24 protein-coding genes are annotated in these 26505 nt (G+C 52.1%); 10 read left to right on the top strand and 14 right to left on the bottom strand.

Going from position 1 to position 26505, the window contains the following annotated elements; genetic code table 11:
- Window positions 1-173 precede the first annotated feature (173 nt).
- Entirely contained in the window at window positions 174-1151 is a 978-nt protein-coding gene (locus M1D70_RS01365) for an electron transfer flavoprotein subunit alpha/FixB family protein (RefSeq protein WP_456288914.1), read from the top strand.
- 185 nt (window positions 1152-1336) lie between these two features.
- Here the strand turns inward: M1D70_RS01365 and M1D70_RS01360 are convergent, their stop codons facing one another.
- The gene (locus M1D70_RS01360) at window positions 1337-1654 is read right to left on the bottom strand and encodes a MazG nucleotide pyrophosphohydrolase domain-containing protein (protein ID WP_192570056.1); all 318 of its coding nucleotides are present in this window, start codon (window positions 1652-1654) and stop codon (window positions 1337-1339) included.
- A 216-nt stretch (window positions 1655-1870) separates the two neighbouring features.
- On the opposite strand from M1D70_RS01360, the gene M1D70_RS01355 reads away from it, so the two are divergent.
- Window positions 1871-2449 (top strand): LOG family protein, encoded by a 579-nt coding sequence (locus M1D70_RS01355; RefSeq protein ID WP_456288913.1) that lies wholly within the window; start codon window positions 1871-1873, stop codon window positions 2447-2449.
- Window positions 2450-2633: 184 nt separating this feature from the next.
- Here M1D70_RS01355 and M1D70_RS01350 read toward each other — a convergent pair whose 3' ends face one another.
- The 4 genes from M1D70_RS01350 to M1D70_RS01335 form a co-directional block, all read right to left on the bottom strand.
- Entirely contained in the window at window positions 2634-3377 is a 744-nt protein-coding gene (locus M1D70_RS01350; protein ID WP_009590202.1) for an SDR family oxidoreductase, read from the bottom strand.
- Window positions 3378-3665: 288 nt separating this feature from the next.
- The gene (locus M1D70_RS01345; RefSeq protein ID WP_009590179.1) at window positions 3666-4268 is read right to left on the bottom strand and encodes a TetR family transcriptional regulator; all 603 of its coding nucleotides are present in this window, start codon (window positions 4266-4268) and stop codon (window positions 3666-3668) included.
- A 256-nt stretch (window positions 4269-4524) separates the two neighbouring features.
- Complete coding sequence (locus M1D70_RS01340) at window positions 4525-5253, bottom strand: SAM-dependent methyltransferase (protein WP_456288912.1); 729 nt, start codon at window positions 5251-5253, stop codon at window positions 4525-4527.
- Window positions 5254-5351: 98 nt separating this feature from the next.
- Window positions 5352-5732 (bottom strand): hypothetical protein, encoded by a 381-nt coding sequence (locus tag M1D70_RS01335; protein WP_456288911.1) that lies wholly within the window; start codon window positions 5730-5732, stop codon window positions 5352-5354.
- A 97-nt stretch (window positions 5733-5829) separates the two neighbouring features.
- On the opposite strand from M1D70_RS01335, the gene M1D70_RS01330 reads away from it, so the two are divergent.
- On the top strand, window positions 5830-6591 hold the full coding sequence (locus tag M1D70_RS01330) for a kanamycin nucleotidyltransferase C-terminal domain-containing protein (RefSeq protein WP_456288910.1): 762 nt from the start codon (window positions 5830-5832) through the stop codon (window positions 6589-6591).
- A gap of 160 nt (window positions 6592-6751) precedes the next feature.
- Window positions 6752-8518, top strand: coding sequence for a M28 family peptidase (locus M1D70_RS01325; protein ID WP_456288909.1), 1767 nt, complete (start codon window positions 6752-6754; stop codon window positions 8516-8518).
- Between the two features lie 103 nt (window positions 8519-8621).
- On the opposite strand, the gene M1D70_RS01320 is transcribed toward M1D70_RS01325, so the two are convergent.
- Window positions 8622-9068: a DUF3888 domain-containing protein gene (locus tag M1D70_RS01320; protein WP_009590174.1), complete on the bottom strand. Its 447-nt coding sequence runs from the start codon at window positions 9066-9068 to the stop codon at window positions 8622-8624.
- A 236-nt stretch (window positions 9069-9304) separates the two neighbouring features.
- Between M1D70_RS01320 and M1D70_RS01315 the strand changes: the two genes are divergently transcribed.
- The gene (locus M1D70_RS01315; RefSeq protein WP_302621992.1) at window positions 9305-10237 is read left to right on the top strand and encodes an alpha/beta hydrolase; all 933 of its coding nucleotides are present in this window, start codon (window positions 9305-9307) and stop codon (window positions 10235-10237) included.
- A 153-nt stretch (window positions 10238-10390) separates the two neighbouring features.
- Here the strand turns inward: M1D70_RS01315 and M1D70_RS01310 are convergent, their stop codons facing one another.
- Window positions 10391-10864, bottom strand: a complete 474-nt coding sequence (locus tag M1D70_RS01310; RefSeq protein WP_009590183.1) for an Lrp/AsnC family transcriptional regulator — start codon at window positions 10862-10864, stop codon at window positions 10391-10393.
- Between the two features lie 293 nt (window positions 10865-11157).
- On the opposite strand from M1D70_RS01310, the gene M1D70_RS01305 reads away from it, so the two are divergent.
- The gene (locus tag M1D70_RS01305) at window positions 11158-11838 is read left to right on the top strand and encodes an alpha/beta fold hydrolase (RefSeq protein WP_456288908.1); all 681 of its coding nucleotides are present in this window, start codon (window positions 11158-11160) and stop codon (window positions 11836-11838) included.
- A gap of 285 nt (window positions 11839-12123) precedes the next feature.
- Here M1D70_RS01305 and phnX read toward each other — a convergent pair whose 3' ends face one another.
- The 5 genes from phnX to M1D70_RS01280 all read right to left on the bottom strand — a co-directional run bounded on the left by phnX (window position 12124) and on the right by M1D70_RS01280 (window position 17699).
- A complete protein-coding gene (gene phnX / locus M1D70_RS01300; RefSeq protein ID WP_456288907.1) occupies window positions 12124-12942 on the bottom strand; it encodes a phosphonoacetaldehyde hydrolase in 819 nt (272 codons plus the stop codon).
- A complete protein-coding gene (gene phnW, locus M1D70_RS01295; RefSeq protein ID WP_456288906.1) occupies window positions 12939-14033 on the bottom strand; it encodes a 2-aminoethylphosphonate--pyruvate transaminase in 1095 nt (364 codons plus the stop codon). The genes phnX and phnW overlap by 4 nt, the downstream gene beginning before the upstream one ends.
- Window positions 14034-14055: 22 nt before the next feature.
- Complete coding sequence (locus M1D70_RS01290; protein ID WP_009590160.1) at window positions 14056-15051, bottom strand: extracellular solute-binding protein; 996 nt, start codon at window positions 15049-15051, stop codon at window positions 14056-14058.
- Between the two features lie 286 nt (window positions 15052-15337).
- A complete protein-coding gene (locus tag M1D70_RS01285; protein WP_456290377.1) occupies window positions 15338-16954 on the bottom strand; it encodes an ABC transporter permease subunit in 1617 nt (538 codons plus the stop codon).
- Complete coding sequence (locus M1D70_RS01280) at window positions 16947-17699, bottom strand: ABC transporter ATP-binding protein (protein WP_456288905.1); 753 nt, start codon at window positions 17697-17699, stop codon at window positions 16947-16949. The genes M1D70_RS01285 and M1D70_RS01280 overlap by 8 nt, the downstream gene beginning before the upstream one ends.
- A gap of 251 nt (window positions 17700-17950) precedes the next feature.
- Here M1D70_RS01280 and M1D70_RS01275 point away from each other — a divergent pair, with 251 nt between their 5' ends.
- Entirely contained in the window at window positions 17951-18715 is a 765-nt protein-coding gene (locus tag M1D70_RS01275; protein ID WP_456290376.1) for a DeoR/GlpR family DNA-binding transcription regulator, read from the top strand.
- A gap of 317 nt (window positions 18716-19032) precedes the next feature.
- Window positions 19033-20091, top strand: a complete 1059-nt coding sequence (locus M1D70_RS01270) for a hypothetical protein (RefSeq protein WP_456288904.1) — start codon at window positions 19033-19035, stop codon at window positions 20089-20091.
- Window positions 20092-20255: 164 nt separating this feature from the next.
- Here M1D70_RS01270 and M1D70_RS01265 read toward each other — a convergent pair whose 3' ends face one another.
- Window positions 20256-21140: a GNAT family N-acetyltransferase gene (locus tag M1D70_RS01265; protein ID WP_456290375.1), complete on the bottom strand. Its 885-nt coding sequence runs from the start codon at window positions 21138-21140 to the stop codon at window positions 20256-20258.
- Between the two features lie 229 nt (window positions 21141-21369).
- On the opposite strand from M1D70_RS01265, the gene M1D70_RS01260 reads away from it, so the two are divergent.
- Entirely contained in the window at window positions 21370-22488 is a 1119-nt protein-coding gene (locus M1D70_RS01260; protein ID WP_456288903.1) for an ATP-binding protein, read from the top strand.
- A gap of 303 nt (window positions 22489-22791) precedes the next feature.
- Window positions 22792-23646 (top strand): alpha/beta fold hydrolase, encoded by an 855-nt coding sequence (locus M1D70_RS01255; RefSeq protein ID WP_456288902.1) that lies wholly within the window; start codon window positions 22792-22794, stop codon window positions 23644-23646.
- A gap of 1189 nt (window positions 23647-24835) precedes the next feature.
- Here M1D70_RS01255 and metG read toward each other — a convergent pair.
- A complete protein-coding gene (metG, locus tag M1D70_RS01250; protein WP_456288901.1) occupies window positions 24836-26476 on the bottom strand; it encodes a methionine--tRNA ligase in 1641 nt (546 codons plus the stop codon).
- Window positions 26477-26505 lie beyond the last annotated feature (29 nt).

The following is a 26505-nucleotide window of genomic DNA, read 5'->3' as shown; positions in this document are numbered from 1 at the left end:
GATTGTATGGTTTACGGGATGTCCGTCATGCACGCTTTTCGCTTAATGCGTCTTGGAAATCGGGGGCAGCAGCGATTGGAGGAATGACCGCATTCGCTTTGGACGCTCAGGCTGGCCGACATCGTCAAACTCTCTTTACTTTCAACCCTAAATGGATCTTAGGAGGTTATGATATGAGCAAAACGATATTAGTGTATGCCGAGAACCGGGATGGGAAGCTGCGTCAGGTTGCTCTCGAGACGCTTGGCGCTGCCCGTTTAATTGCAGAAGATGGTGACAGCATCCGTATTCTGGTTGCAGGCTCCAACATTACGGAGGCCGTATCGGCCCTGAACGGCTATGGTGCCGATACCATCTATGCCGTCGAGCATGAGGATCTAGAGAGCTATAATCCCGAAGCTTATATGGCCGCCATCGAAGCGGTAATTAGTCAGGCACAGCCCGATGCCGTCCTCTTCGGGCATACGGCCATCGGCCGCGACTTGGCACCGCTTGTCGCCGCTTCCCTGAATGCCGGGCAAATTTCCGACGTAACCGCGATCGAGACTGAAGGTGGAGAAGCGGTATTCACGCGTCCGCTCTATGCGGGTAAAGCCTTTGAGAAACGCGTCTTTCAGAACGGACCGTGGGTGGTCACGGTTCGACCGAACAATATTCCCGCCGCGGAAGCCATCGAAGGCGCCAGCGCCGGCATTGAGGACATCGCTTACCCGGCTCCTTCCCTCCGCTCCGTGGTAAAGGACGTCGTTCGCAAAACCACGGGAAAAATCGACCTATCGGAAGCCAAAATCGTCATCTCCGGCGGGCGCGGCGTGAAGAGCGCGGACGGCTTTAAGCCGCTGGAGGAGCTCGCCGACCTGCTCGGCGGGGCGGTCGGCGCATCGCGCGGCGCCTGCGATGCCGGCTACTGCGATTACGCGCTCCAGATCGGGCAGACCGGCAAAGTCGTCACGCCCGAGATCTATATTGCCTGCGGCATTAGCGGCGCGATCCAGCATTTGGCGGGCATGAGCCAATCCCGGGTCATCATTGCCATCAATAAGGACCCGGAGGCACCGATCTTTAAAGTTGCCGATTACGGCATCGTCGGCGATCTGTTCGATGTCGTCCCGCTGCTGACGCAGGAATTCCGCAAGGTGTTGGTATCCTAGGACTTCTTAACGATTTATCATATTCAAAAAAGGCTGCTCCACGAGGTCCGAGGGACTTGGAGCAGCCTTTTTTACTACGTAAGTTCTCCGTGCCTGAAGCGTGTTCCTTCGCTTAAGAAGCATTCCGGGGGACTGCCACGTCACACGTCAACTGGATGCGAAACGGGTTCACAAGCCTGTCACCTTTAAGAACCAAACCGTTTCAACAGCTTCTGCTGATGGGCCGTAAACGCTTCTTCCAGCGAAATATCATAGAGATCCGCCAACAGCGAAATATTGCCGAGCACGTCCCCGATCTCCTCCACCAGATCCTGCTTGAGCCGTTCCCTCGACTGAACCTCCTCATCGGGGCGGTCCCTGCCAATCTCATACGCGCGAACGGCACGCGCCGTTTCCCCTGCTTCCTCCATCAAAAATCCAACCCGGATAAAGGGGCCGTAACCGGCCCAGCCTCTTTCACCGTAGAACTGTTTAATCCATTGCTGAGCTTCATTCATATCCATGACGTGTGTTACCTCCGCGATTTCTTGGGATGACTGCATCCTTCTTTTTACACAATCCGAGATTAAATCCATGATAAAACGAACATGCATGCCATAAAATAAATAAGGTGCTATGTCGGCGTCGAAAGGATAGGCCGAACATTCCATGACACAAATCACTATATATAGTATAATTACTCGAACAAAATATCAACATCTTGGTAAGGAGTGTGCAGATTGAAATCCATATGCGTATTTGCAGGATCGAACATGGGCGAGCATCCGGACTATAAAGCAAAAGCGGCCGAACTTGGCAGGCATATTGCCCACAACCAATACCAATTAGTATACGGCGGCTCCAACATCGGATTGATGGGTGAAGTAGCCAACGCCGTATTGCAAAATGGCGGCGAAGTGATCGGGGTCATGCCGAGAGGGCTGTTCAAGGGGGAAATCGTACATACCGGGCTGACCCAGCTCATTGAAGTAGCCGATATGCATGAACGCAAAGCGACGATGGGCAAGCTGGCCGACGGGTTTATCGCCATGCCGGGCGGTTTTGGAACCTATGAGGAATTGTTCGAGGTGCTGTGCTGGTCCCAAATCGGAATTCATCAGAAGCCGATCGGGCTGCTCAGTATCCGCGATTATTTTGAACCGTTCATGAAGCTGATTCAGTACAGCATTACCGAGGGCTTCTCCAACTCCTCGCACTTGAACCTGATCAACATGTCCGATGATCCGCTCAAGCTGTTAGAGCTTATGGACAGCTACACGCCTCCGACGCTGGACCTGAAGTGGAAGGACCTGGATTAAGGCTGCCTTGAGGGGCTTAAAGTGTTTTGAGGGTCTTGAGGGAAATAGCGCCCTCTAGAGAAAAATCCTTGGGTATAAAAATGGGTTGAAGGTCATTATGACGCATTGGCGTGGCCTGCCGCAATTCAAAAATGCACCGGAATCCCGGTGCATTTTTATTTTTTCCTTAGCCATAACGCTGATATTACACGAACCCGCCGTTCACGCGCAGCGTTTGACCCGTGATCCATTTTGACTCTTCGCTGGCCAGGAACAGCACGACCCCTGCAATATCATCCGGTTCGCCCAAGCGCCCGAAGGAGTTCATGCTCACGATCCCAGCAATCTGTTCCTCCGATTTGCCAACGGTAAATAGCTCCGTATTAATCGGCCCGGGCGCCACTGCATTAATCGTGATCCCTTTGGGCCCGAATTCCTTGGCCAACTGACGCGTAAACTGCTCTACAGCTCCCTTCGTCCCCGCGTATACGCTGTAAGTCGGGAACATCTGCCCAGCGACCGACGTCGAGAAATTGATAATGCGCCCGCCGGAGTTCATATGGTGAAAAGCCTGCTGGATCGCAAAATAAGTCCCCTTCACGTTAATCGCGAAATGTTGATCGAAATCCTCCTCCGTTATGGCCGCAATCGGCTTGGTGGTCATGATGCCGGCATTGTTCACGAGGATATCGATTCCGCCATAGGCTTCGATCGTTTCACGAAACAGCCGTTCGATCTCCGCTACCTGACTAATATCGGCTTGAATGGCCCGGGCTTCGCCGCCGCCCTGCTTAATGCAGCCCACCACTTCCTCGGCTTTAGCCGGACTGCTTGCATAGTTTACGACAACCTTGGCTCCGTTCTCCGCAAGTCTCTCCGCAATTTCGCGCCCGATGCCTCTCGATGCTCCCGTTACGATAGCTACCTTGCCCGATAAGCCCTTTGTCATGATAAAACCTCCCGCATATGAATTGAGAAACACGAATCTCTCCCCAGATGGATGTTCTGATCGGCAATCTCTTATTAGTAATTTGATTATAGATCTCTTCATAACAAATTACAAGTGACAGATTTATAACTTTGTCATTTGTAAACGAATCAAAACTAAAAAGACGCTATCCTATGCGAGTATCGCCAAGAATAGCATCTTTTTTACATAAGGAATGATCTCATCATGCTAGCTCCCAAAGTGCCCTGCCGCATTCTGATGACGGCGGTTGGCCATATCCCTATTCCGCTAACCGTTCGTCGAAATCCCGGCCAACAATAACGTCCAAACCGACTCGAAGGCGGCTTCGATCCCATCCGAAGTCCATTGATAGGCATGGGCCGGATGGTGAAACAAGGAGGTTGCCATGAAAAAAGCCTTCGCCGCCGACTCCGGCTGGCCTGGCTTGAATTCACCGGCACGCATCCCTTGATCCATAATCTGGGTGATCTGCCCGATTAACAAATTCACATGCGTATCAATGATCTTGACAGCTTCCAGTGTCACGGACGCGTACATGGCAAACATCTCGGGATCCTCGAGAACGTAAGTCCGCTTAGCCCGGATCAGGGTATCCGTCCATAACCGCAAGCGATCGGTGGCGCTGCCATTCGTCCCGTCTGCAATGATCTGCAGCGGATCCGCAATCCGCTGAAGCCACCGCTCCGTGACGGCTTCTCTGAGAGCGGCCTTGCTGGGAAAATGCCGATAGAGCGAGCCGTGGCTCACCTGCAGCGCTTTGGCCACATCGACAACCGAGGTCTTGTCTGGGCCATAACGTCGAAGCGTCTGCTCGGCCGCGTCCAATATGGCTTCTTTCGTTAATGGTTGGTCATGTGACATAGGTTCCATGAGCAACGGGATTCCGTTCGCCCGCTGCCCACCTTCACGCCCCCTCTCTGTTGAACACATTATAGCAAACAACCTCATCATATCAATATTGAGTTTTTGTCATTTGTCCTTTCCACCATGAAAACCATTCTCCGTGCTCCTGTAGGATTGAAGCATATATGGGATCAATGAAATACGACAGATCCTGCTGCTCTGGCGACAATCACCATCCCCAGAAAAAAAGAGGAAACCGACACATTGCCGGCTTCCTCGCTTCTTACCTTCTAAACTTCTGCAACTTGCGAATGCGTAGCAGCGAATTGCCGTTCTTCATAAACTCATAAGGTACTTTAACTTCCGCTATCCGGAAGCCTTCTGCCTCCAGCTCATGAATCAGACGGTCCAAATGGACGTAGCGGCTCCCCGATAAATCGGTCAACGGGAAGATGCGCACCTCTTCCGAGGCCACTCGCAGCAGCTCCCGGACCGTCTGGACATGAAAGTCATAATCCAATCGGTCGCTGTACATGAACAGAAAATGGGCGGACAGCACCAGGTGAAACTGTTCGTTATCAAAAGGCAGCTCCGGCAGTACCGCAGCGACATAGCGATCCGGAAACTCCCGCATATCCCTAACGCAATCGCGGAGCGCTTGCTCGCGATGCCGGCGGAGCCCCTCCACATCCCCGTAATAATCCCAGACATAATTGCTTTTCGCCTGCTCCATCGTTTCCATGGCATGCCCGATATCCTGCAGTCCCTTGGCCTCCAGATCATCCGGCTTGTGATCATAAGCAATATCACTGGCCGTTATATCGAGACCCTGCTTCGAACCGTGAGCGGTGAACGAACACGCGCCGGAAGGGCAATCCAGCACCCTTTTACCGGCAAGCTCCGGCATCTTCAAATCAAACATGTTCGCGTACTCTTCAAACGTGCGGCCAATGAATACAACCCGGTCCAATGCCTGCTTGGTCTTGCCTCTACTCTGCTCAGCTTTACTCATCTCTTCTCACCTCAGCTATAGATTGGCTGCGGATGCGGCAGCTCCTGCCCACTCCGCAAGGATATATTACCATAATATGGAGTATAGGCATAAGAATATTATGATCCCTGCCTGATCTTTTCAAGAAAATCTATAACCTCATTTAAGTCATCCGTTTTCAAGACGATTTCTTTATCATTCACCAATACAACAATCGGAAATCTGGTTAGTCCTATAACATCCGCCGTTTGCCTGCCGGTCTCGTCCCTTACATTATGTAAAATGGTAGCTTGCAAAACCTCTCGATCGGCATCGGACATATGGATCTCTTCACTCCACCATGCAACATGCGTCTGCTCATTCGGCCCATTCGCCGCATTCGCATCTTCATAGAAATAATGAATTCGTAATTCGTCTTTTTCCGCCAGCAGTTCCTCAGGAACTTCTATCTTGCTCAAACCGGAACAACCGATCACCATCGCCAAGACGAACCAAGACATAACGCTCCTAAACTTCAATAACCCGTCACCCCCTGATACACTTATCCTGTTTATACTATAATATAGATAACTAACTTTCTTCGGAGGGGATTTCCTTATGCTATCTTATCCTGCGGCTACGACCAGAGAAGAGAAAATGAACATCATTCATCACATCAAAGACCGGCTGCTTCACTTGCACGGCGATGACATTCTGGCCATCGGCCTGTACGGCTCGATTGCGCAAGGGATCGATGGTCCTTACTCGGACATTGAGCTTCGGATTGTTACGCAGGACGGAGTCTCCCTGCCCGGGCACGAATTCATATATCCCCCTTTCAAAATCGAAATCGGAATGAAACAGAAACAGGACATCTTCAAGGCTGCTGCGTCTGTGGATGACTCCTGGGCAATTAAGGCCGGCGCCTATGTACACCTGCAGGAAATCTACGATCCGGGGAACCTGCTCGCCGAGATTCGGAAGCTGCCCCTCGAGGTTTCGGAGGAAGCGATCAAAGAAACGATGCGGGAATTCATGATTTGGGAGCCCTACGAAACGATGGGCAAAATCCGAAACAACGTCCAGTCCGGGAACCTTAACTATCTCCCGCTTGGCGCTAAGGACCTGACCTGGCAGACGGCCAAGCTGATTGGACTTGCCAACCGAACCTTTTATCATACAAGAGCGCGGACGTTGGAGGAATCCCTGTCCCTCCCGTCCCGACCTTCCGGTTATGACGAGCTGGCGCAGCTGGTCATGCGCGGACAGCTTCTCCAAATGGATCATGTCTATGAGCTCTGCGAGCAGCTCTGGACCGGACTAAACGCATGGTATGAACAGATGAATATCGAATATAAATTAAGAGAGCTTCCATTCTGATGGAGGCTCTTTTGTTAGGTAGGGAGCCATCGTTCTCAATCTTATATTGACACATGTCATATTCTGGAACTACGCTGTGTAAGGGCCTATTTCTTACATATGATGAAAGATCACACCGCGAATGACCCTGAATGATCCTAAAAGGAAGTGAGTATTGATCATGCAAATTCAATTGAGCAGACCGCCGGACCGCAGACCGCCTTATTGGCTGCCGCTTACAACCATCCTGGCCGTCATACTCTTTATCTCCCTCATGCTGTGGTTCGAGAAGCCGCCGGAAGCCAGAAAGATCGATGCACCCGCAACTGAGTTCTCCGCAGAACGCGCCATGGCACATGTCGAGCGGATTGCCCAAGAGCCCCACCCGATGGGGTCCCCTGCCAATGCGGAAGTCCGGGCTTATTTGGTGGAACAGATGAAGCAGCTCGGCTTGAACCCGGAGGTTCAGGAGTTTAATGACCGTCTGACAACCAAGTACATCGACGCCGACGTGCAGCTTACGAACATTCTCGGCGTCATTAAAGGAACCGGATCGGGGAAACCGCTCCTACTGATGTCGCACTATGACTCGGTCCCTACCGGACCGGGAGCGAACGATGCTTCGGTCAGCGTAGCTTCCTTGCTGGAGACGGCAAGAGCGATCCAGGCCGGACCTCCGCCGCAAAATGACATATGGATCCTGCTGACAGACGGGGAGGAAAGAGGCCTGCTAGGTGCTGAGGTGTTCTTTCAGGATCCGGCGCACCGTGAGATTGGCATGATTGCGAATTTTGAAGCCCGGGGATCGAAGGGCTCGTCTTTCATGTTCCAGACCAGCGACAGCAATGGACGGATCATTGAAGAATATGCCCGGGCCGTATCCAATCCTGTCAGCAACTCCCTCTTGGTGGATCTCTACAAACAACTGCCGAACGATACCGATCTGACGGTGGCGCTGGAGCATGGCCTCCCGGGGCTGAACTTTGCCTATGGCGACGGGTGGGTAGCTTACCATACCCCGATGGACAACACGGAGAATGTCTCCCTTGAGACCATGCAGCATCAAGGCGAGAATGCGCTCGCCATGGCAAAGCATTTTGGCAACCTGGACTTGGCTGACCTGACCTCCACAGGCGACCGCATCTATTTCAATCTGTTTGGCCTGCTGATTCACTACCCTGCGCAATGGGCAATTCCGATCACCGTAGCGATCGCAGCGCTATGGCTGGCTTTTGCTTGGTTGTTTGCCCGCTTCTCCCTGCTTACCGTTAAGGGAGGGCTGATCGGGCTCGGAACTCCGATTCTAGCCGTCGTGCTCTCAACCGCGCTCAGCTACGGCTTGTGGACGCTCATCGATGCGTTGTGGGCAGGCAAAATGACGCAGCCTACAGGCGCAACCTATGATTCGCTTCTGTACAGCGTCAGCTTTGTCCTGGTGACCCTCATCGTTCATGTCGCGCTTACCCGCTGGGTGGTGCGGAAAGCAAATGAAGTGGAGATGCTGCTTGGGGGCGCACTCCTGTTCCTGCTGCTGCTCATCGGCTCGACTTGGTTCCTGCCGGGCGCAAGTTATTTATTCGCGATACCGCTGCTGGTTCATTTCGCGGCTCTGACGTGGGCGGCATTTACCCGGGACCCGCGCGAAACCTTAATCCATCCGGCCGTCGTGTTGGGAACGTCGCTTATCCCGGTTCTGATGTTCACGTCGGTCTTTCACATCGTATTCCTCCTGCTCCCGCCGGGGATTCATCTATTCAGCGTTGTGCTCATCGGACTGATACTGGCCCTGATGTCCCCGGCAGTCCGAATGCTCGCGCATTCTTGGAAATGGGTGCTGCCGGCCGCTTTCATCGCCATCGTTGTCCTGCTCGGCATCGGCTGGAGCCAAGCTGAGCCCGGGCCGGATCGGCCGGTTTATGAAAATCGGCAGGCCCCCCTAAAGCGCTAATCGTTCTTGTTGCACCGATAAGCGCTTGTCCCCCTGCATGCCAAACAAGCAAACGCGAACACTGCGTTTGCTTGTTTTTTTACATTGAACAGTTCAGCCGCCGTTACTTCACGATGTCTTGCCAATGCGAAGGAAGCTCATATGTCTTCAGATGCTTGTATTCCAACAGCTTCACCATACTGCCGGGAATCGTCGGAGCCACCTCAAAAACCAGGTGGTCCTTTCCCACCGGGATATGGGGACCGACCACCGGGCGGGCCTCCAGCGTGATGACGAAATGAAAGCCGCGGAATCCGTTCACTCTCTTCACTTGGATTACGTCCACGAAGTAGGGATAGACAACCGGAAGCTCCTTCAACGTATGGCTATAATGCCGATTGACGACTTCATCGATATGGGGAAGCAGAAACAGCATCAGCATATCCTGATACTGCAGTTGGTCACTGTCTTTTTTCGGTGATGTATAATCGGTCACCTCGGCATGGGATGGCAGCGGCAAGCCGAAAATCGTGACGACCGCAAGGATCAAGCTGATAAAGTATTTATTCATGTTCCTCTCTTCGCACCTCCTGCCACAGCTCTTATGAATTAGGTTCTCCCAACCGATAAGATTGATGTAACGCCATCCGAATCGAACGTGATTAGCCATATAGATGAATCAAGTTACGTACGATATGATAGGTGGTAGGAAGCTATCGATTCGGCGCATTCCTTCCTCTCGGCATGCCTTCGGCGCATACGATCAACACCGGCGGGAGGAAACACATCATTAAGAAAAAAAGGATTATGACCATGTCTGCAGCTATTATCGCATTACTAGCGATCATTATAATTTCAGCCAGCTTCTACTTCTATAACGTCGCTATTGCCCGGGCCGATAAGGCTTTCCTGAACGGCAACCCGGACCTGGAAGCCAACTCGAATATCGATAACCCCTTTGCGGATAGTAAGGATTGGTGGGCCAAGCAAAGCTTCGAGGAATGGAGTCTTACCTCAGACGACGGCTTGAAGCTGCATGCGTACTATATACCTGCCGAAGTGCCCACGGATAAAACCGTCTTGATCGCGCACGGATACTCCGGCCATTCGGAGCAGATGAGCGGATTCGCCCAAATGTATCATGAGGACCTGGGCTACAACGTCCTTCTTCCCGATGCGCGTGGCCACGGAAAGAGCGAAGGCGATTACATCGGCTTCGGCTGGCCGGAGCGGATGGATTATCTCAGATGGATTGAACGTGTCATCCGGCATACAGGGGAAGACGCCCAGATTGTCCTGCACGGCGTGTCCATGGGCGGGGCTACGGTGATGATGACCAGCGGCGAAGAGCTTCCGCCCCAGGTGAAAGCCATTGTCGAGGACTGCGGGTATACCTCGGTCACGGATGAGTTGACCTATCAGCTGAAGCGCATGTATAAGCTTCCATCCTTCCCGCTGGTTCAATCCACGAGCCTGCTCACCAAGATCCGGGCCGGATACTCCTTCGGCGAGGCCTCCGCGCTGGAGCAGGTGAAGAAATCCAAGACGCCCACGCTGTTCATACACGGCGGCGGGGATCTGTTCGTCCCTACCGAGATGGTGTATGAGCTGTACGAGAACGGTCCGGAGCAAAAGAAGCTGTTCATCGTCCCCGATGCAGGCCACGGCCTAGCACGCCAGTTCGATCCAGAAGGGTACGACCGGGAAGTGAAGGAGTTTATCGGCACGTATGTGCAATAAAGATGAAAGAAGGGTAAAAAGAGCAGTCCATGCGGACTGCTCTTTCTTAGCGGAATTGTGTTAGGTGATAGTGTACAAGCAGTGCCGAAAATATCATTTGCTTGGTAATTCCTGCTCTATTTCTAGAGATCTTGCTGCTCCAACGATACCAGCTCAAATACCCGGCGGATTAATGCGTGGAATGGTGTTCGATGCATCCTGGCTTGAGACCAGACTTTTATCCTCGAATCGTGTGGACAGAACGACATGCGTCGATGAATGGCCAAACGTGTTGCACGTTTCAAGGAAGGTTTCCAAGCTTTCACTCGTTGCGGTGACGACCTTCAATAAATAATTGTACTCTCCACTCGTCCTGTAGAAATCGACGATCTCCGGAGCCGACTCTGCGTATGCCTCGAACTCCCTGCAGTTATTCGATTTAAACAGTACGAACGCAGTGGTATACTTGCCGAGTTTCGATGGGGCAAGCACTGCACGATACCCCGTTATAACTCCCTGCTCCTCCAGCTTCCGAAGCCGTTCCGTCACGGCTGGCTGGGACATCATGATTAATCGGCTCATCTCGGAGATTGTTATTCGAGCATTTCCGTGAAGGATCGATAAGATTTTATTGTCTATGTGATCCATAATCCATGCACCTCATTTTTTAAAGTTAATGGCGTAAGCAACGTAATTATTAAGTTTTTTGACCCCAAACTCCTTTATAACTCCATTTCGATTGTAAAATAATTCAAATATAATTTCATTATGAACCGACAAGGGAGATGGAGAATATGACCACGAAGTTACATGAGGGCACAATGATAAACGGGTTAAACTTTTTCACAACCATTGATGGAGTTAGAATTGCTTATCGAATGGATGGTCCAGCCGGTAAACCGGTACTGATGCTGGCGAACTCAATTGCAACCACAATGCACATGTGGGACGGCCAAATAGCTGATCTTTCTGAGCATTTTCTCGTGCTTCGCTACGACTATCGGGGACATGGCGAATCGGATACACCTGAGGTTCCCTATTCGTTCGATCGACTGGGGCGGGATGTCATCGAACTGCTTGACTCGCTTCACATTGACCGCGTGCATTTCCTTGGGCTATCGTTAGGCGGCGCGGTCGCACAATGGCTTGCGATCCACGCTCCAGAGCGGATCGACCGGCTCGTCCTAAGCAATACATCCTCTTATCTGGGACCGGCTGAGCAATGGCAAGGTTTAATCACATCTGTGCTGCAACGCGAGAACCTTCCAGAGTTCGCCGATACATTCATGAAGAACTGGTTTCCTTCACATATGGTGGAGTCAGAAAATGAGATCGTTGCTTCTTTTCGGGAGATGGTGCTGTCGACTCGCCCACATGGAATCGCAGGAAGCTGGGCTGCTATCCGCGATATGGATATGCGCCGGACGGCTTCCCTGATCAGCAGCCCAACACTCGTCATTAGCGGGCAGTATGATACTGTGACGCTTCCGAGCCACGGTGAATTGATCGCTAAAACGGTGCCGAATTCCAAGTTCGTCTTGTTCCCATCCGTACACTTAACGAATGTGGAGTATCAATCCGAGTTCCTGAGTACTGTGTTGGAGTTTTTGCAGTCGGAATAATAAAGTGAATTACGAGGTGGGTATACGTTGATATCATAAAGAACCAAGTATGGGATCGTATACTTGGTTCTTCTATCATTTCTGGGGCGATTGACCATTCGTTTCAAACGCATACAAGATGGCTGTTGAGTTCTTTCTTTCCCGACAGTCTGAGCAGTCCATGTGGACTGCTCTTTTTTAGCGAGGTGAGAGGTACCCTATAGCACCGTTCTCTTTCCTTCAGCGTGCTCGGGTTATATGTTCCCGCAATACTGTACCGGCATATCGATAGGCCTTAATGGTTCCCTAGCGCTGAAACCCCGGTCTTTTTCCCTCAGCCAGCATGCCGTTAATGCTCTCGATTAACTGCGGCAGCTCGCTCATCGTCCGGATCGTAAAATCCGCCCCGTTACGGATAAACGTCTCTTCGGTTTTCGAGATCGCGGTTTCCCGGTCCGACTCTGACAGGGCATGGAACTCTTCCAAGCTCAGGCCCATTTCGGAGCTGCCAATTGCAACGCCAACCGACCACACGCCAGCGTTCACGCCTTCTTTCACGTCGGAGACGGTATCGCCCACCTTAACGACTTTCCATGAAGCCGATAATCCAAGAAACTCCATGTTCCGGTAGATCATGTAGGGATAAGGTCTTCCTTGAGAGTGCGTGTCATCCGGCGTGAAATAGACATCCGGGCTGTACCCCTTTTGCCGCGCATTGGCAACCACGACCTCCATCATGCTGCTCGTATAACCGGTCGTGGAACCGATTTTCAAGCCTTGCTCCTTCAGCGCTTCAACCGCCTCAATGACACCCGGAATCGGGTCCGTGTACTCGGATAAAGAGACCATCAAAGCCGGCTCGAATTCCGCATACAGCCGTTCTACATCCTGCTCACCGAAAGCTCTGCCGTACTTCGCCTCCCATAGCGCAGACACTCTCGGCATAGACAGCATGGCACGAATATGGTCGATCTTCAGCATGCCCATCGGCGCTCTCGCTTCCTCCATGGTTACCTCAATACCCGCATTCTTGAAAATATCGACAAACACGTTCACGGGCGCAAAACATCCAAAATCCACGGCCGTTCCGGCCCAGTCCAATATAACGCCTTCGATTCGGTTCATCGTGCCGTCACCCCCATATATTCTTCAATAATCGTACATAACTGCTCGATATCCTGCTCATAGATCTCCCCGATATTCCCGATGCGGAAGGTATCCACGTCGGTCAGCTTGCCCGGGTAAATCACATAACCTCTTTCTTTAATATAAGCGTAAAAATGCTCAAAGCTGAACCCTTCGCTCGGGAATAAAAACGTGGTGATGATCGGGGATTGTTTGTCATCGGTGATATATGCCCGGATGCCGATCTCCGCCAATCTCTCCCGCAGCAGGCGATTGTTATTCCGGTAACGGCTGAACCTGGCAGGGACGCCACCTTCTTCATTCAGCTCATCCAACGCTTTGGAGAAAGCCGCCACGACATGGGTCGGCGAGGTATAACGCCATTTGCCGTCCTTGTCCATGCCCTTCCATTGGTCGTACAGGTCGAGCGACAAGCTCCGTGCTATCCCTTCGCAGACTGCAAGCTTCTCCAGCTTGGCGATCACGAAGCCAAACCCCGGAACGCCTTGAATGCATTTATTCGCGCTGCTGATCAGGTAATCGATGCCGAGCCCGTGAACATCGATCTCCATGCCGCCAAAGCTGCTCATCGCATCAATAATGAGGGTTTTTCCATATTCCCTGGACAGCTTCGAGATCATCTCCAGCGGGTTCAGAATGCCGGTGGTCGTCTCGCAATGAACCATCGCGATATGCGTAATCCGCAAATCCTCATGGAGTATGGCCCGCAGCTCATCCTCGCTTGGATGTTCATCGTAATTCACCTTGTACTCCGCGTAATTCATTCCGATGTACTCCGCCATTTTCACGATCCGCTCGCCGTAGGCACCGTTCGTTACGATCAGTACCTTATCGTCTTTCGAAATGGCGGACGTCATGACGGCTTCGACGGCAAACGTGCCGCTTCCCTGCATCAGCACGGCGGTGTACAGCTCTGGATCCGCTCCGGCCAGTGCCAGGAGCTGCGATCTGATTTTTTGCGTAATCGATTTGTATTCATCATCCCACGTGCAGCGGTCAAAGAGCATTTCCTCTTTTACCGCCTTGGTTGTGGTCAAAGGTCCCGGTGTCAAAAGCTTGTAGGTTTTCATGTCGCATCGCTCCTAAGTCGGCTTATTCTTTGGATCCGTTGAAGAATTGCTGATGCTCTTCCAGCAGCTCCACGGTCAGCGGCTTCTCGAAGGTCATCGAGTATGCAGGCTTGTTGACTTCATCGACGGTCTCCCCTTCGTACAGGGCCACCGGGTAGTTCGCAATCAGATCTTTGCGGGCATCCTTTACGATGGTCTCGGCCATCTTCATCGCTAGATCGGTCGTTGCATTCTTCTTGTCCACGACCGCAACCGATTCGGTCAGCGAGAAGTTTCCTTCGACCGGATCCACGTAGTCAATCGGTGCACCGGCGGCTTTGGCCGCTACCGCCTGATGGCGGAGTCCAAACCCAGCCGCCACTTCGCCCGCCTGCACTTTCTTGATCGGACCGGAGCCCGAGCTCTCCAGATGCGGTCCCACGTTAGCAATCAGGTCATGAAGCACTTTACGTCCCGCATCTTCGCCGTACTGCGTAATAATGGCCTGAACGAGCAGCCAGCCGGTGGAAGAATCCATGATGTTCGGAATCGATACAAGTCCGCTGAATTCCGGTTTGGTCAGGTCCGTGATGGAGGTAGGCATCGTCAATCCTTTGTCCTTCAGCACTTCCGTATTCACGAAGATGGAGCCGGTATTCGCCAGAATCGGCGTGTAATATGCCGGATAAGAACCGGTAGCGCCTGCGTCAAAAGCCAGATCCTTAAACATCGAATGCTTGCTCTGCGAGCTTTCGATGAAGTAGGAGCTCATCGTGACGAGATCGGCCTCGATTTTGTTCCCCTCCGCCATCAATTTGCCCCCAAGTTCGGAGGTGCCCAGGGATTGGACAAGGTACTGTCCTTCATATCCGGCATTCTTCAATGAGGTCTCCATTGCCGCAACGGCTTCTTCATCCCCATTGGTGTAGATGACTACCTTCTTCGCTTCCCCCGCACTGCCGCTGCCGCAGGCGGCCAAAGCAAACACCATACTGACTGCGATCAATGACAGCAGCATTCCCTTCAGCGTCTTCATCATGATTAACTCCACTCCTTGAATTTTTTTATTTAGTAATGATTTAAAAAAATGAATTAGCCTGCGCATTCCGCGTCAGAATGGCTGGTGGCGATTTCGAGCAAGGAGTTGCTCCTCACTTCAAGTGTCAATACCCAGCGGAGAGGACGGAATCGTATTGGAGAAGCGAATGCGTTCGCCTTTGTATTCGGATTTCTACTGCTTAATCATCTCAATCCGAGAAATCCGAAGACAACAGCGATCGGAAGTACGATCCGGCATCGTAGCGGACAAGCGTAATGGGGCACCTTTAGCGCTGCGCCGTTCTCCTCTGCCATGCGTCGCACACCAGCTTGATGATCAGATTCGTGAAGAAGATCAGCATCGACAGCACGAAGATCTCATTAAACTTGGCGAAATGCTGCAGCTCTTTGATTTTGCTGGCGACGAGCGACGTCTGGGCCGATACGAGAAAAATGATGCCGCTAATCGTCACCATGGCATTGATGAAATAGTAGCTGAACATCTCAATGACGGTTGAGGCCGAGTTCGGGAGGACCACCCGATACACGGTCTTGAACCAGCTGTCCCCCAGCAGTTCTCCCGTGGTTTCCCAGGAGGGATTCATCTTGGACAGAGAGTTCTTGGCCATCAGGTACGGCGTCGTAAAGAAATGAACGATGTTGCACAGAACGATAATGATAAAGGTCCCCTTCAGGCTGCTCCCGTTAAAGAAGAGCAGGTAGGATATCCCGAGCACCATGCCGGGCACGGTATTGGTTATCATGGATATGATGTCTACCGCGGACCGGGCTTTTAACGATGTACGCACATTGAGCAGCGCGGATAAGTACGCCATCAAGGTACCGAACAGCGCCGTCAAGAAGGCGACCCAGAGCGAATTGCGATAGACCCCCGTCAAATCACTCGATTGAATCACATCCCGCACATGCTGGAACGTGAAGGTCATGTCATAGGGGTAACTGCTCAACCAAGGAGCGATGAACATCACCGCAAAAATGGACAGCATGCCCATCACAATGGCCGACGACATCACGCCGAAGGCGATATCCCGAACGCGCTGCCGCGGCAGCTCGATATCCGACAGCTTGTCATAGTGGAAATTCCACTTTTCCAGATAATTCAGCAGCCAGATGCCGAACACGGCCGGAATCAGCATCATCACCGCAATGACAGCGCCTTGATTGAAGTCAGGAATGGAACCCAGCATCACCTGGTACAGCTGCGTCGCCACGACCGGATAGGTACCGCCGACGGAAGCCGGAATCCCAAAATCCGTAAAGCTTAAGATAAAGGACAGCACAAAGGCCCCTCCAAGGGCTCCCGCAAGGGGACGCAAAATCGTATTCATGAAACTTCTCATCGTACCGTCACCCATTAACTTGGATACGATGATGAATTTTTTATCAATGTACTTAAACGCGTTATGGATCAGCAGGAATACCGGCGGCAGCGTGTAAATGACGTAGCCGATGAGCAGCCCGTTCCATCCGTAGATATCGAACAGATTGCGCCCGGCAAGCCGGGTGATCAAGCCCTGGTTACCGAACGAATACATGATGGCGAACCCATAGGTAATGGTCGGGAGCAGCATGGGGACCATGATGACGGTTTTCAGCAGGCCTTTGACGGGCCGGTATATTTTGGTGCAATGAATGGAATACGCGAGTATGAACCCCAGAACGGTCGTGATCACGGCCGTTACGCCCGATACCTTCACGCTGTTGCCGATCGCCTCGACGAATTCCCGATTCGCCCCTATGGATGCATAGTGTCCAAGGGTAAATCCCTGATCGGATCCGAAGGAGCGGATCAGCAATATGAGCAGCGGCAGGAACAGAAACACGGCGAACAATAACAGGATAACGGTAAAGATAACCCACATTTCAGGCTTCGCGCTACGCATACTGTTCACCGAACAGGTTGTAGATGTTCTGCCTTTTGATATGCAGCTGCTTGATAATGAACTGCTTCACAAAATCATTGCTCGGATGATGGACAATCTCCTGAGGCGTGCCGAATTGGGCAATCTGTCCCTGATGGATGATCAGGATTTTGTCCGAGAGCGTCAGCGCCTCTTCCGGGTCATGCGTCACAATGATCGTGGTCAGCTTGAATTCCCTGGCGATCGATTGGATCCGCTGCTTGATCGATTCCTTGATCACGCCGTCCAGCGCGCTGAGCGGCTCATCGAGCAGCAGAATTTTCGGTTTCGTGACCAGCGTTCTGGCCAGCGCCACTCTCTGCTTCTGCCCCCCTGACAGTTCGCCGATCCGCTTGTCCAAGTGGGGCTGGAGCTCGAGAAAATCGATATATTCCCGGACCTCCTGCTCGCTCGCGGTTCCCTTCTTATTGCGCAGGCCGTATACGATATTGTCGTAGGCATTCAAGTTGGGGAATAAGGCATAGTCCTGAAACACGATATTAAATCCCCGCTTCTTCATCGGTATGTTGCTCAGATCTTGACCCTGGAACACGATTTTTCCCTGATCCATTCGGGTGAGTCCCAAAATAATATTCAGCAATGTGGTCTTCCCGCTCCCGCTCGGACCGAGCAGCGATACAATCTCGCCCGTGCCGATTTCTACGTTGATGTCATCCAAAACCACTTTATCGTCGAATTGTTTGCAAATATGCTCTAGCTTCAGCAAACGGCTCACCTCCTTAAACACATCCTCAGTATAAAAACCATATGTAAATAAGAATCATGGGAACTGTTAAATGTAAGTAAATTATGCATACATCATTCATAAATCAATACTAACTATTGACCATATTCATCCTTAACAGATGCCTAACTTATGAATAATGTAGGTAACTGTATTGAACATGGCCGTACGAATCGGTAAACTAGACATGAATACAGGCATCAACCACTAATGCGGATTGAATGGGTGAGCGAATGTTTCCATTGGAGAGGCAAAAGAGAATACTTGAGCTGCTTACGATTCGAAAAGTACTGAAGATCACGGAGCTTACGGATGAGCTGAACGTCTCCGTGGATACGCTGCGACGGGATTTGAACACCCTGACCAAGCAAGGGCGGATTGAGAAGATCTATGGCGGGGTAAAGCTCGTGGAGTCCCGGTTCGGCGAATCCTCCATGGATGAGCGCATGGTCAGCCAGCTGGAAGAGAAGGACCGGATCGCCCGCAAATGCAGCGAATTCGTTCATGACGGCGACTGCATCTACATCGACAGCGGCTCGACCACGTACCAAATCGCCAAATACGTGAAGCATAAGAAGAAGCTGACGGTGGTTACGAATTCACTTCCGGTTGCGATCGAGCTGATGGACAGCGACGTGGAGCTAATTATGATCGGCGGCAAAATCCGGCGGGAGGAGCAATCCGTCGTCGCGTATGAATACATCTTCAACTTTCATGAGCTGAATGTGCTGAAGGCGTTTATCTGCTGCAGCGGCATCACCATCGAAAAAGGCATCTCCGACTACAACCTGGAAGAAGCCATCACGCGCAAAAAAATGATCGAGCTGTCCAAAGAGGTGATTGTCATGGCGGACAGCACCAAGTTTGGCAAAGACGTTACCATTTCCATCGCTCCGCTCGACAGAATCGGTACCATCGTGACGGATGCGAACGTCCATCCAAGCTTTATTCCAACATTCAAGAAGACCAATACAACGCTTGTGATTGCAGATGAATAGAATAGAGAATCACAACAAAAACGGACATTTCCGATCGCCGAACGACAGCGAGTATGGGAAAGTCCGTTTTTTATTTCACACTTGCGGAGACCGGTGCTAGCCTATATGTATCGAGCCTTTTCCAGTATCCTGCATCCATAAGGATTAATCTTCTCTTTGCATGCATCTCCATCTCTTTATTATGTGGATGACGGACCAAGCCCCCTTTGTAAGCGGTTGTACATTAGAAGGGAAGTCCATATAATGATTAAGGAATGAAAATCAGGATATTTTTGTTATTTTCTGCGACATTATGCAGGTAGAGGAGGAATCTGATTATGAACGTTGGATCAGCACGAGCAGCGGCAACAGATTGGGTCTTGCAGCATGCAAGCAGGGAGCCTGGATTCATGGGTGCCTATTTCAGCGGCTCCACGGTCGGCAAGCCGGACGATGCCCAGATGGCTCCGTCATCAGACATTGACGTCGTTGTAGTCACCGCGGATCCGGAGCCCCCGCTGAAACCGGGGAAGTTTATCTACCAGGATGCCTTGATCGAGGTCACCTATCTGTCCTGGCAGGACCTAGCTTCGCCCGAGCAAGTATTAACGTCCTACCATCTGGCCGGCAGCTTCCGCGTAGACACCCTGATGTCCGACCCGACCGGGCAGCTGCGCAAGCTGCAGACGGACGTCTCGCGGCATTTTGCCGACCGGATCTGGGTCACCCGCCGCTGTGAGAACGTGCGCGAACGTATCATGAACGGTCTCCAATCCATAGATCCTACCGCTCCTTGGCATCGCCAGGTAACCTCGTGGCTGTTTCCTACCGGCGTAACCACCCATATGCTTCTGGTCGCCGCGCTTCGCAACCCCACGGTCAGACTCCGCTATGCGGCAGTTCGCGACGTGCTGAAGGAATATAACCAAGAGGAGGTCTACGAGGAGCTGTTACGTTTGCTGGGCTGTAAAGACCTGACTGCCGAGCAAGCCATGAATCATCTCAACGGACTGGCCCGAACCTTCGATGCTGCTGCTGCGATTGCGAAGACACCCTTTTTCTTCAGCAGTGACATTACGCCGGAGGCAAGACCGATTGCCATTGACGGCAGCCGCGAGCTGATCCTAAACGGAAGCCATCGGGAAGCCGTCTTCTGGATGGTGGCCACCTTCGCCCGCTGCCACAACATCTTGGAGGTTGACGGGACTCCCCAATTTCAAGAACAGTATGCTCCCGCTTTCGATGCGATCCTGGCCGATCTCGGCATAACGTCTACCGATGACCTGCTCCGGATGGCCGAAGAGACCCTCCGTTTCCTGCCGAAGCTGTGGGATGTCACGGTAGGCATTCTGGATGCCAATCCGAATGTTTCCGGGGGCGAAGAATCAACCTCATAACTTTCAATTTCGTATAGAAAAGACCACGCCAGGATTCGTTCCTGGCGTGGTCTTTGTATTGTACATCTTGCGTATTACTCCCTGTGCGTACGTTGCGTGGTCCGAGGCATGCTTCGATGGCTGTTAACCAACATGCTTGTCGCACGCATGGCTGTCGATCCTTTTTAGTGGCTTTCCTGCTCCAGCGGCAGGTAAAACCGGTGCTCCTCTTGGTCTATGGCAAAGCCGACCGACCGATACAGCGATAACGCCGTATCATTGGCTGCCTTTACTTGCAGCTTGACCGTGGCGGACCCATGCGCCTGAAGATAAGATATGGCGCGGCAAAGCAGATGTTTGGCGATCCCCCGCCGTCTCCACGGTTCCCGCACAAACACATCTTCAATCACGCCATCCCCCTCCTCCTGCCATGCCATGGTACTGCCGACGATCGTATCCCCTTCCAAGACATTCATGGCGATCCAGTTGGAATGCGCCTTATATTCCCGTAATCGTTCGAGACCCAGCGGCGCTTCCGGCCAAATCTCAGCTTCGAGCTTTAAATACTCCACTTCCTCTTCCGCAGACTCGATCCTCCACAACCGATTTTGATAGCGATCATCTAACGGCAAGGCAGGAATAGGCTCCTCCAATGATCGTTTCATGGCATAAAGGTTCTCCAGCGGCTGAAACCCCTTCTTCACCGTAAAAAAAGCGTTATTGGCGCTCTCATGGACATAATTGCCCACGCACAAATACGTCTCGTACGTCTTCGGCAAAGTCCTCATTAAGACAACCGCCCGTTCATACAGGACCTGATACAATTCGTCCAACAGGCCATCATCCCGCTCACGATGCGGAACCGCCTTGAGATTCACGTAAATATGATGCTTGCAGTTCGGGGCACGTCCCGGCGGAATCACGTTCATGATCCCGACCTGACCCTTAGCTACCATCTTCCCGTCTTCGATAACACAGAACACGTTTTCCCAATTCTCCCGGTCACCCACCCACCAGAACAGCGCATTCTCGGCGGATACCGCCTGATATAACTCGCCTAGCAGAGGCATGTCGCCCTGCCCAAAATTACGAATGATTCTTTCGCTCAAATGAATGTCACCAGCCTTTGCGTTCATTGTAAGGCGATCGGAGTGCCACCAACAGAGAAAAAACAACTATAGACAAACAAGCCGCTTTTTCAAACAACGATCTCCTTATAATGGGTGTACAATAATGGAATTACGTAATATAATAATTACGTAATAACATAATAAACTAAAGTGAGGTTGATGATTCCACATGACACGTGATCTGACCCAAGAGATGGATGTCTTAAAGAATCAAATGGCGGAGCTGCAGCAGCTTGTTTATCAAGCTCTTATGGAACGAAAACCTGCATCCGCATCAAACCCATACCGCCAAGAAATCGCAACAGCGCCCACCATAGATGAACCCAATCCGGAAGATGGCTCTGTCTTCTACTCCGGGCAAGTGCACCTGAACGGACAAAACATCCGCTGGGAGCCACAGCAACGCCGATTAAATCAATTGCTGGACATGAATACCGAGAAGGCGGCCAAAATCCTCGCTGCCCTGGGCAACAAGCAGCGCCTGGATATTTTGAAGGCCGTCATGGCGGAGCCACTATCGGGCTCCGAGCTGGTGGAACGGTTGAACATGGGGACGACGGGTCAGCTGTATCATCATCTCAAGGCGCTGCTCGGCGCAGACCTGCTCGTCCAGGAGCAGGGGGGCCGCTACGCTCTTCCCCAGCATCGAAGCCTGCCGTTCCTGCTGCTGTTGTCCGCTGCCGGCGATCTGCTCGATGCCAGCGATTACCTGGAGATGTCGGAAACCCGCAACAATGCAGGGATGTACTTCGGGCCCTCGCATGGCTTTGATATTCATCAGCTGCTTTGGGCCGTGGTGGAAAATTCGATTTTGGAGCATACGAGCGGGTATGGCGATCAGATCGGCATTTTTCTGCATGAGGATGGCAGCGTGACGGTGACCGACAACGGAAGGGGCATTCCGGTGCAGGCCCTCCCAAATTCCGATGTCCCCGTTGTGCAGTCGATTCTGACCGGTGTCCACCGGTTCAACAACAGCGCGCACTTTCTGGTTCCCGGCGCGGAAAAAGGCATCAGCATTGCCGTGGTCAATGCCCTCTCCAAGCAGCTGTCCGTGGAAATTCGGCGTGACGGGAATATATACCGGCAGGAATACCGGCACGGCATTCCACAGACGGGTCTTTTGACGGTTGGTTTGACTCAAGAGACGGGAACCAGCGTGACGTTCAAGCCCGAGCCGGAATTGTTCAGCTCGGCCTTTGAATTTGACCGCATCCTCGAGCGCAAGGACGCGATTGCCGCGGATTATCCTGCACTTGCCCTGACCCTTCGGAACACCGCTGAATAAGTGGCCTTTCGAAGCGGTCCGAACTTGTATACTTTGCTTTTTTTCAGCAGCGGCAGATATGGTTGGCACCCATCCAAGCATGCCCCGGACCACGTGCCGTGCGCACAGGGAGCAGTTTTGTACGATGTACGAAAGCCTGGTATCTGTTACACCGAGTACCTGTGCTCCTATGCTATACTGAGCTTGAACGAACGCTAATCGAGGTGATTTAGAATGCTGGAACGTTCTATGGAGAATGTAATGGAATCCGAACAGGAAAGGGGCTGGTGCGATTAAAAATTATACGAAACGAGGACGATACAAATGAATACACGAGAAACGATAATGAGCGAAGGTTTTGCATTGAATGTTTCCATTCGCGGAAACGGCAAGCCCATATTGGTGGTGGGAAGCAGCGTTTACTACCCCCGCTTGTTTTCGGAGCAGCTATATATGTCATTTCAATTGATTTTCCTGGACCATCGAGGCTTTGTGGAGCCTCCTCGGACACTGGAACCCGAAGACTATACGCTGAATAAGGTTCTGGATGATATCGAAAGGGCAAGACAAGCGCTGGGACTGGAGGATTTTATCATATTGGGGCATTCGGGACACGCCTTTATGGCGCTGGCGTATGCCCAAACCTATCCGGAACATGTCCGCAAGGTGATCCTGCTGAATACGGCACCCTCCAATAGATCGGAGCGGCAGCAGCAGAGCATCGCTTTTTTCAATGAGACGGCAAGCCCTGAGCGGAAACGGCAGTTCGAAGTGGATATCGCCCTGCTGGAGGAGGATATCCGAAGGGAGCCTGAACGGCGGTTTGCTCATATGTGCATTCGGATGGGAGCCCACAGCTTTTATGATTATGCCTATGATGCGGCTTGGATGTGGGATGGGGTCTTCACCAGCATGCCCGTCTTGGATCATTTATGGGGAGAAGCCTTCGCGCGGCTGAATCTGATCGATTGCCTGGAAGAGGTCAATATCCCCGTCTTCATCGGTCTTGGACGGTACGACTATTTGGTCGGCCCCGTGTCGCTATGGGATGCCGTAGACGGCTCGCAAGCAAACGTCAGAAAGGTCGTTTTTGAGCAAAGCGGCCATAATCCGATGTTCGAGGAGCCTGAGCTTTTTAACGCCGTCTTGACGAATTGGATTCACGAAACGGATCGCTGATCTTGTAAAAGCTTAAATGAAGAGGAGCCCGCGGCATTCCCGCTAGGCTCCTTTTTGTATCCGCCAGTGCTTCAAGCGGCGTACTCTCGCTTCATAAGGCTTCAAAGAAGCATCCTCCGATGCTCTACTCGCTCAAAGTCGCTCTTTTTGGGGTCGACTAGTGATTGCCTGGGGCCGCTAGTCGGCACTTCGATGCGGACATAGGCTTAGGATGCGCTATTTGCTGATATTCGGTCCTTTTTTGGGGTCGATCCGTGGACACTAGTTCCCCTATTTGCTGATTTTTGGGCGGCTTTTGGAACCAACAAGGACTTAAACCTGATTGTCAGATGGGATGTGCATCAGTCTGCGATCAGGTCTTCTTAGAATCCTTTTGGCAGAAACCACTCTGTTTTTGAATCTATGCGGACACTGGTTCCGCTATTTGTGAATATTCGGGCAGCCTTGGGGCCAATGCGGACATAGGATCCGTTAATGCAGCTTTTACACGGTTGGATCCCAGTAAATTTTGAATATAGCGGATCTCCTGTCCTCAAATCCCTGCAATATGGCTAAAAACATAGAAATAACGGAACCATTGTCCTCCAAACGTCACAAATCCAGCCCCATCCAAACCGCAAACCTTCAACACTCACGCGACGTTGCTTCATCAATTTTCGCCCATTGTCGAAGCTCCTCTAGTACTTTGTTCCATCGTTCCTCGACTCATGTTACTTTGCTTCCTCGACCCCCTGCTCTTGTTACTTTGCTTCACCTATCCTTAACCCTTGTTACTTTGTTTCATCGATCCCCAACTCTTGTTACTCTGCTTCACCGTTCCTCGACTCATGTTACTTCGCTTCCTCATCCCCGACCTTGTTACTTTGCTTCACCGATCCTCGACTCTTGATACTCTGCTCCAACAATCCCCGACTCTTGATACTTTGTTTCCTTGCTCCCCACCCTTGATACTTCGCTTCCTCGACCCCCTCCTCTTGTTACTTTGCTCCCTCGATCCTCGACTCCCATACTCTGCTTTCTCATTCCTCGACTCTTGATACTTTGATTCCTGGGTATCCCCGACTAGTGATACTTTGCTTCCTGACTCCCCAACTCTCGATCCCTAGACCCCTTGATCTCTACCCACCTCACAGGGTCCTGGCACGAATACGAATCTGACCCTATGGGTGGGCAGCCGTGAGTTCCCCCATTAAAGGGACAGCTCCCCCAGCCGACGGCTCTCCTCCTCAATCCGGCTTGGATCGATCCGCTCAAACAACAGCTCCACCCCATGAATCGGCCTGCCGGCCGGAACGTGGCACCACTTCCACGCAGGCGGCTCCAGCGAGAGAAAGTCGCGGATCCTATCGCAAGAGAACGGAATGAACGGCTGCAGCAGGTTCGCCAGATTGGCCATAATCAGAATGCAGGTGTACAGCGTGGTCCCGCAGGCGGCCCGATCCTCCTTGACCTGAATCCACGGCTTCCGTTCATCGAAATATTTGTTCGCCTGGCGTACCACGCTGAAAATCAACTCCAACGCTTCTTTCAGTCGCCCCTCCTCAATAAGCGCCCCGGCCTGCTGATACAATGCCTCCAACCGGCCCTGCCACTCATCGGATATGCTACCCTCAGGCACTTTCCCGTCAAACGATTTGTTCGCAAACACCAAAGTCCGGTTGACCAAATTCCCGAACGCTCCAAGCAGCTCGCCGTTATGGCTGTGAATGAACTCCCTCCAGGAGAAATCCGCATCCCGCTTCTCGGGACCGTTCGCAATAAGGAAATACCGAATCGAGTCCGGCTGATAGCGGCGTAACAAATCCGGCACCCATATCGCCCAATTGCGACTGGTTGAGAATTTCTTCCCTTCCAGCGTCATGTACTCGCAAGAAATGATCCGATCCGGCTGATGCAGATCCCCGGCCCCCTTCAGCAGCGCGGGCCAAATCAACGTATGAAACGGAATATTGTCCTTCCCATGAACATAGTAAGCGGTCACCTCGCCCTGACCCTTGCGCCAAAAGGGCTCCCAATCGCCGCCCGTCTCCGCGGCCCACTGCTTGCTGGCGGACAAGTAGCCGCTGACCGCTTCAATCCAAACATAGATTTTCTTATCCTCAAAGCCCGGAACCGGGACGTCCATGCCCCAGGTCAGATCCCGCGTAGCCGCTCGGTCCTGAAGCCCTTCCTCCAAGTATCTTCGGGTCATGTGCACCGCATTATCCCGCCAGCCTTGGGCGTGACTCAAATCATCCGCCAGCTCAGCTTGGAAATGCGACAGCGCTACATAAAAATGCTCGGTGGGCCGCTCCACCGGCGGGTTCCCGCACATTTTGCAGGTCCTGTTCGTCAGATCGGAAGGATCAAGCATCGTGGAACAGGCGTCGCACTGATCCCCGCGGGCCCTGCTCCCGCATACGGGGCAATCTCCTTCCACATAACGATCCGGCAGAAACCGCCGATCGGTTTCGCAATACGTTTGCAGCACGGTTTTACGGTACAGATGACCGTTGTCCAGCAGCTTCAGGAACAGCTCTTGTACTACGCCATGGTGAAACGCCTGATCGGTTCGCGTATATAAATCGTAAGAGAAACCCAGCTGTGCAAAGGACTCCGCGAACTCCGCATGATACCGATCGGCAATATCCCCCGGCGTTACGCCCTCTTGGATCGCTTGCACCGCCACCGGCGTGCCGTGGCAATCGCTGCCCGATACATACAAGACGTGATCTCCCTTCGCGCGGAAATAACGTGCCAACACATCGCCCGGCAGGAGGCTGGCAAGCCTCCCCAAATGTAAAGACCCGTTGGCATATGGCCAGGCACCGCCGATAAAAATGTTCGTCATATCGATTTTCCTCCTTTTTTTATGGACAA

The sequence above is a fragment of the Paenibacillus sp. AK002 genome (assembly GCF_053903045.1).
Note: the sequence above shows the minus strand (reverse complement) of the source record. Positions and strands in the feature narration are given on the sequence as shown.

Bases quoted from the DNA above. Each gene is read 5' to 3' on its own strand.
- M1D70_RS01325 (WP_456288909.1), top strand. From the start codon at position 6,752: ATGCAAATTCAATTGAGCAGACCGCCGGACCGCAGACCGCCTTATTGG.
- phnW (WP_456288906.1), bottom strand. From the start codon at position 14,033: ATGAAAACCTACAAGCTTTTGACACCGGGACCTTTGACCACAACCAAG.
- M1D70_RS01340 (WP_456288912.1), bottom strand. From the start codon at position 5,253: ATGAGTAAAGCTGAGCAGAGTAGAGGCAAGACCAAGCAGGCATTGGAC.
- M1D70_RS01345 (WP_009590179.1), bottom strand. From the start codon at position 4,268: ATGGAACCTATGTCACATGACCAACCATTAACGAAAGAAGCCATATTG.
- M1D70_RS01275 (WP_456290376.1), top strand. From the start codon at position 17,951: ATGTTTCCATTGGAGAGGCAAAAGAGAATACTTGAGCTGCTTACGATT.
- M1D70_RS01265 (WP_456290375.1), bottom strand. From the start codon at position 21,140: ATGCCTCTGCTAGGCGAGTTATATCAGGCGGTATCCGCCGAGAATGCG.
- M1D70_RS01310 (WP_009590183.1), bottom strand. From the start codon at position 10,864: ATGGATCACATAGACAATAAAATCTTATCGATCCTTCACGGAAATGCT.
- M1D70_RS01320 (WP_009590174.1), bottom strand. From the start codon at position 9,068: ATGAATAAATACTTTATCAGCTTGATCCTTGCGGTCGTCACGATTTTC.
- M1D70_RS01360 (WP_192570056.1), bottom strand. From the start codon at position 1,654: ATGGATATGAATGAAGCTCAGCAATGGATTAAACAGTTCTACGGTGAA.
- M1D70_RS01285 (WP_456290377.1), bottom strand. From the start codon at position 16,954: ATGCGTAGCGCGAAGCCTGAAATGTGGGTTATCTTTACCGTTATCCTG.
- M1D70_RS01315 (WP_302621992.1), top strand. From the start codon at position 9,305: ATGACCATGTCTGCAGCTATTATCGCATTACTAGCGATCATTATAATT.
- metG (WP_456288901.1), bottom strand. From the start codon at position 26,476: ATGACGAACATTTTTATCGGCGGTGCCTGGCCATATGCCAACGGGTCT.
- M1D70_RS01255 (WP_456288902.1), top strand. From the start codon at position 22,792: ATGAATACACGAGAAACGATAATGAGCGAAGGTTTTGCATTGAATGTT.
- M1D70_RS01260 (WP_456288903.1), top strand. From the start codon at position 21,370: ATGACACGTGATCTGACCCAAGAGATGGATGTCTTAAAGAATCAAATG.
- M1D70_RS01270 (WP_456288904.1), top strand. From the start codon at position 19,033: ATGAACGTTGGATCAGCACGAGCAGCGGCAACAGATTGGGTCTTGCAG.
- M1D70_RS01335 (WP_456288911.1), bottom strand. From the start codon at position 5,732: ATGTCTTGGTTCGTCTTGGCGATGGTGATCGGTTGTTCCGGTTTGAGC.
- M1D70_RS01305 (WP_456288908.1), top strand. From the start codon at position 11,158: ATGTGGGACGGCCAAATAGCTGATCTTTCTGAGCATTTTCTCGTGCTT.
- M1D70_RS01365 (WP_456288914.1), top strand. From the start codon at position 174: ATGAGCAAAACGATATTAGTGTATGCCGAGAACCGGGATGGGAAGCTG.
- phnX (WP_456288907.1), bottom strand. From the start codon at position 12,942: ATGAACCGAATCGAAGGCGTTATATTGGACTGGGCCGGAACGGCCGTG.
- M1D70_RS01330 (WP_456288910.1), top strand. From the start codon at position 5,830: ATGCTATCTTATCCTGCGGCTACGACCAGAGAAGAGAAAATGAACATC.
- M1D70_RS01290 (WP_009590160.1), bottom strand. From the start codon at position 15,051: ATGATGAAGACGCTGAAGGGAATGCTGCTGTCATTGATCGCAGTCAGT.
- M1D70_RS01350 (WP_009590202.1), bottom strand. From the start codon at position 3,377: ATGACAAAGGGCTTATCGGGCAAGGTAGCTATCGTAACGGGAGCATCG.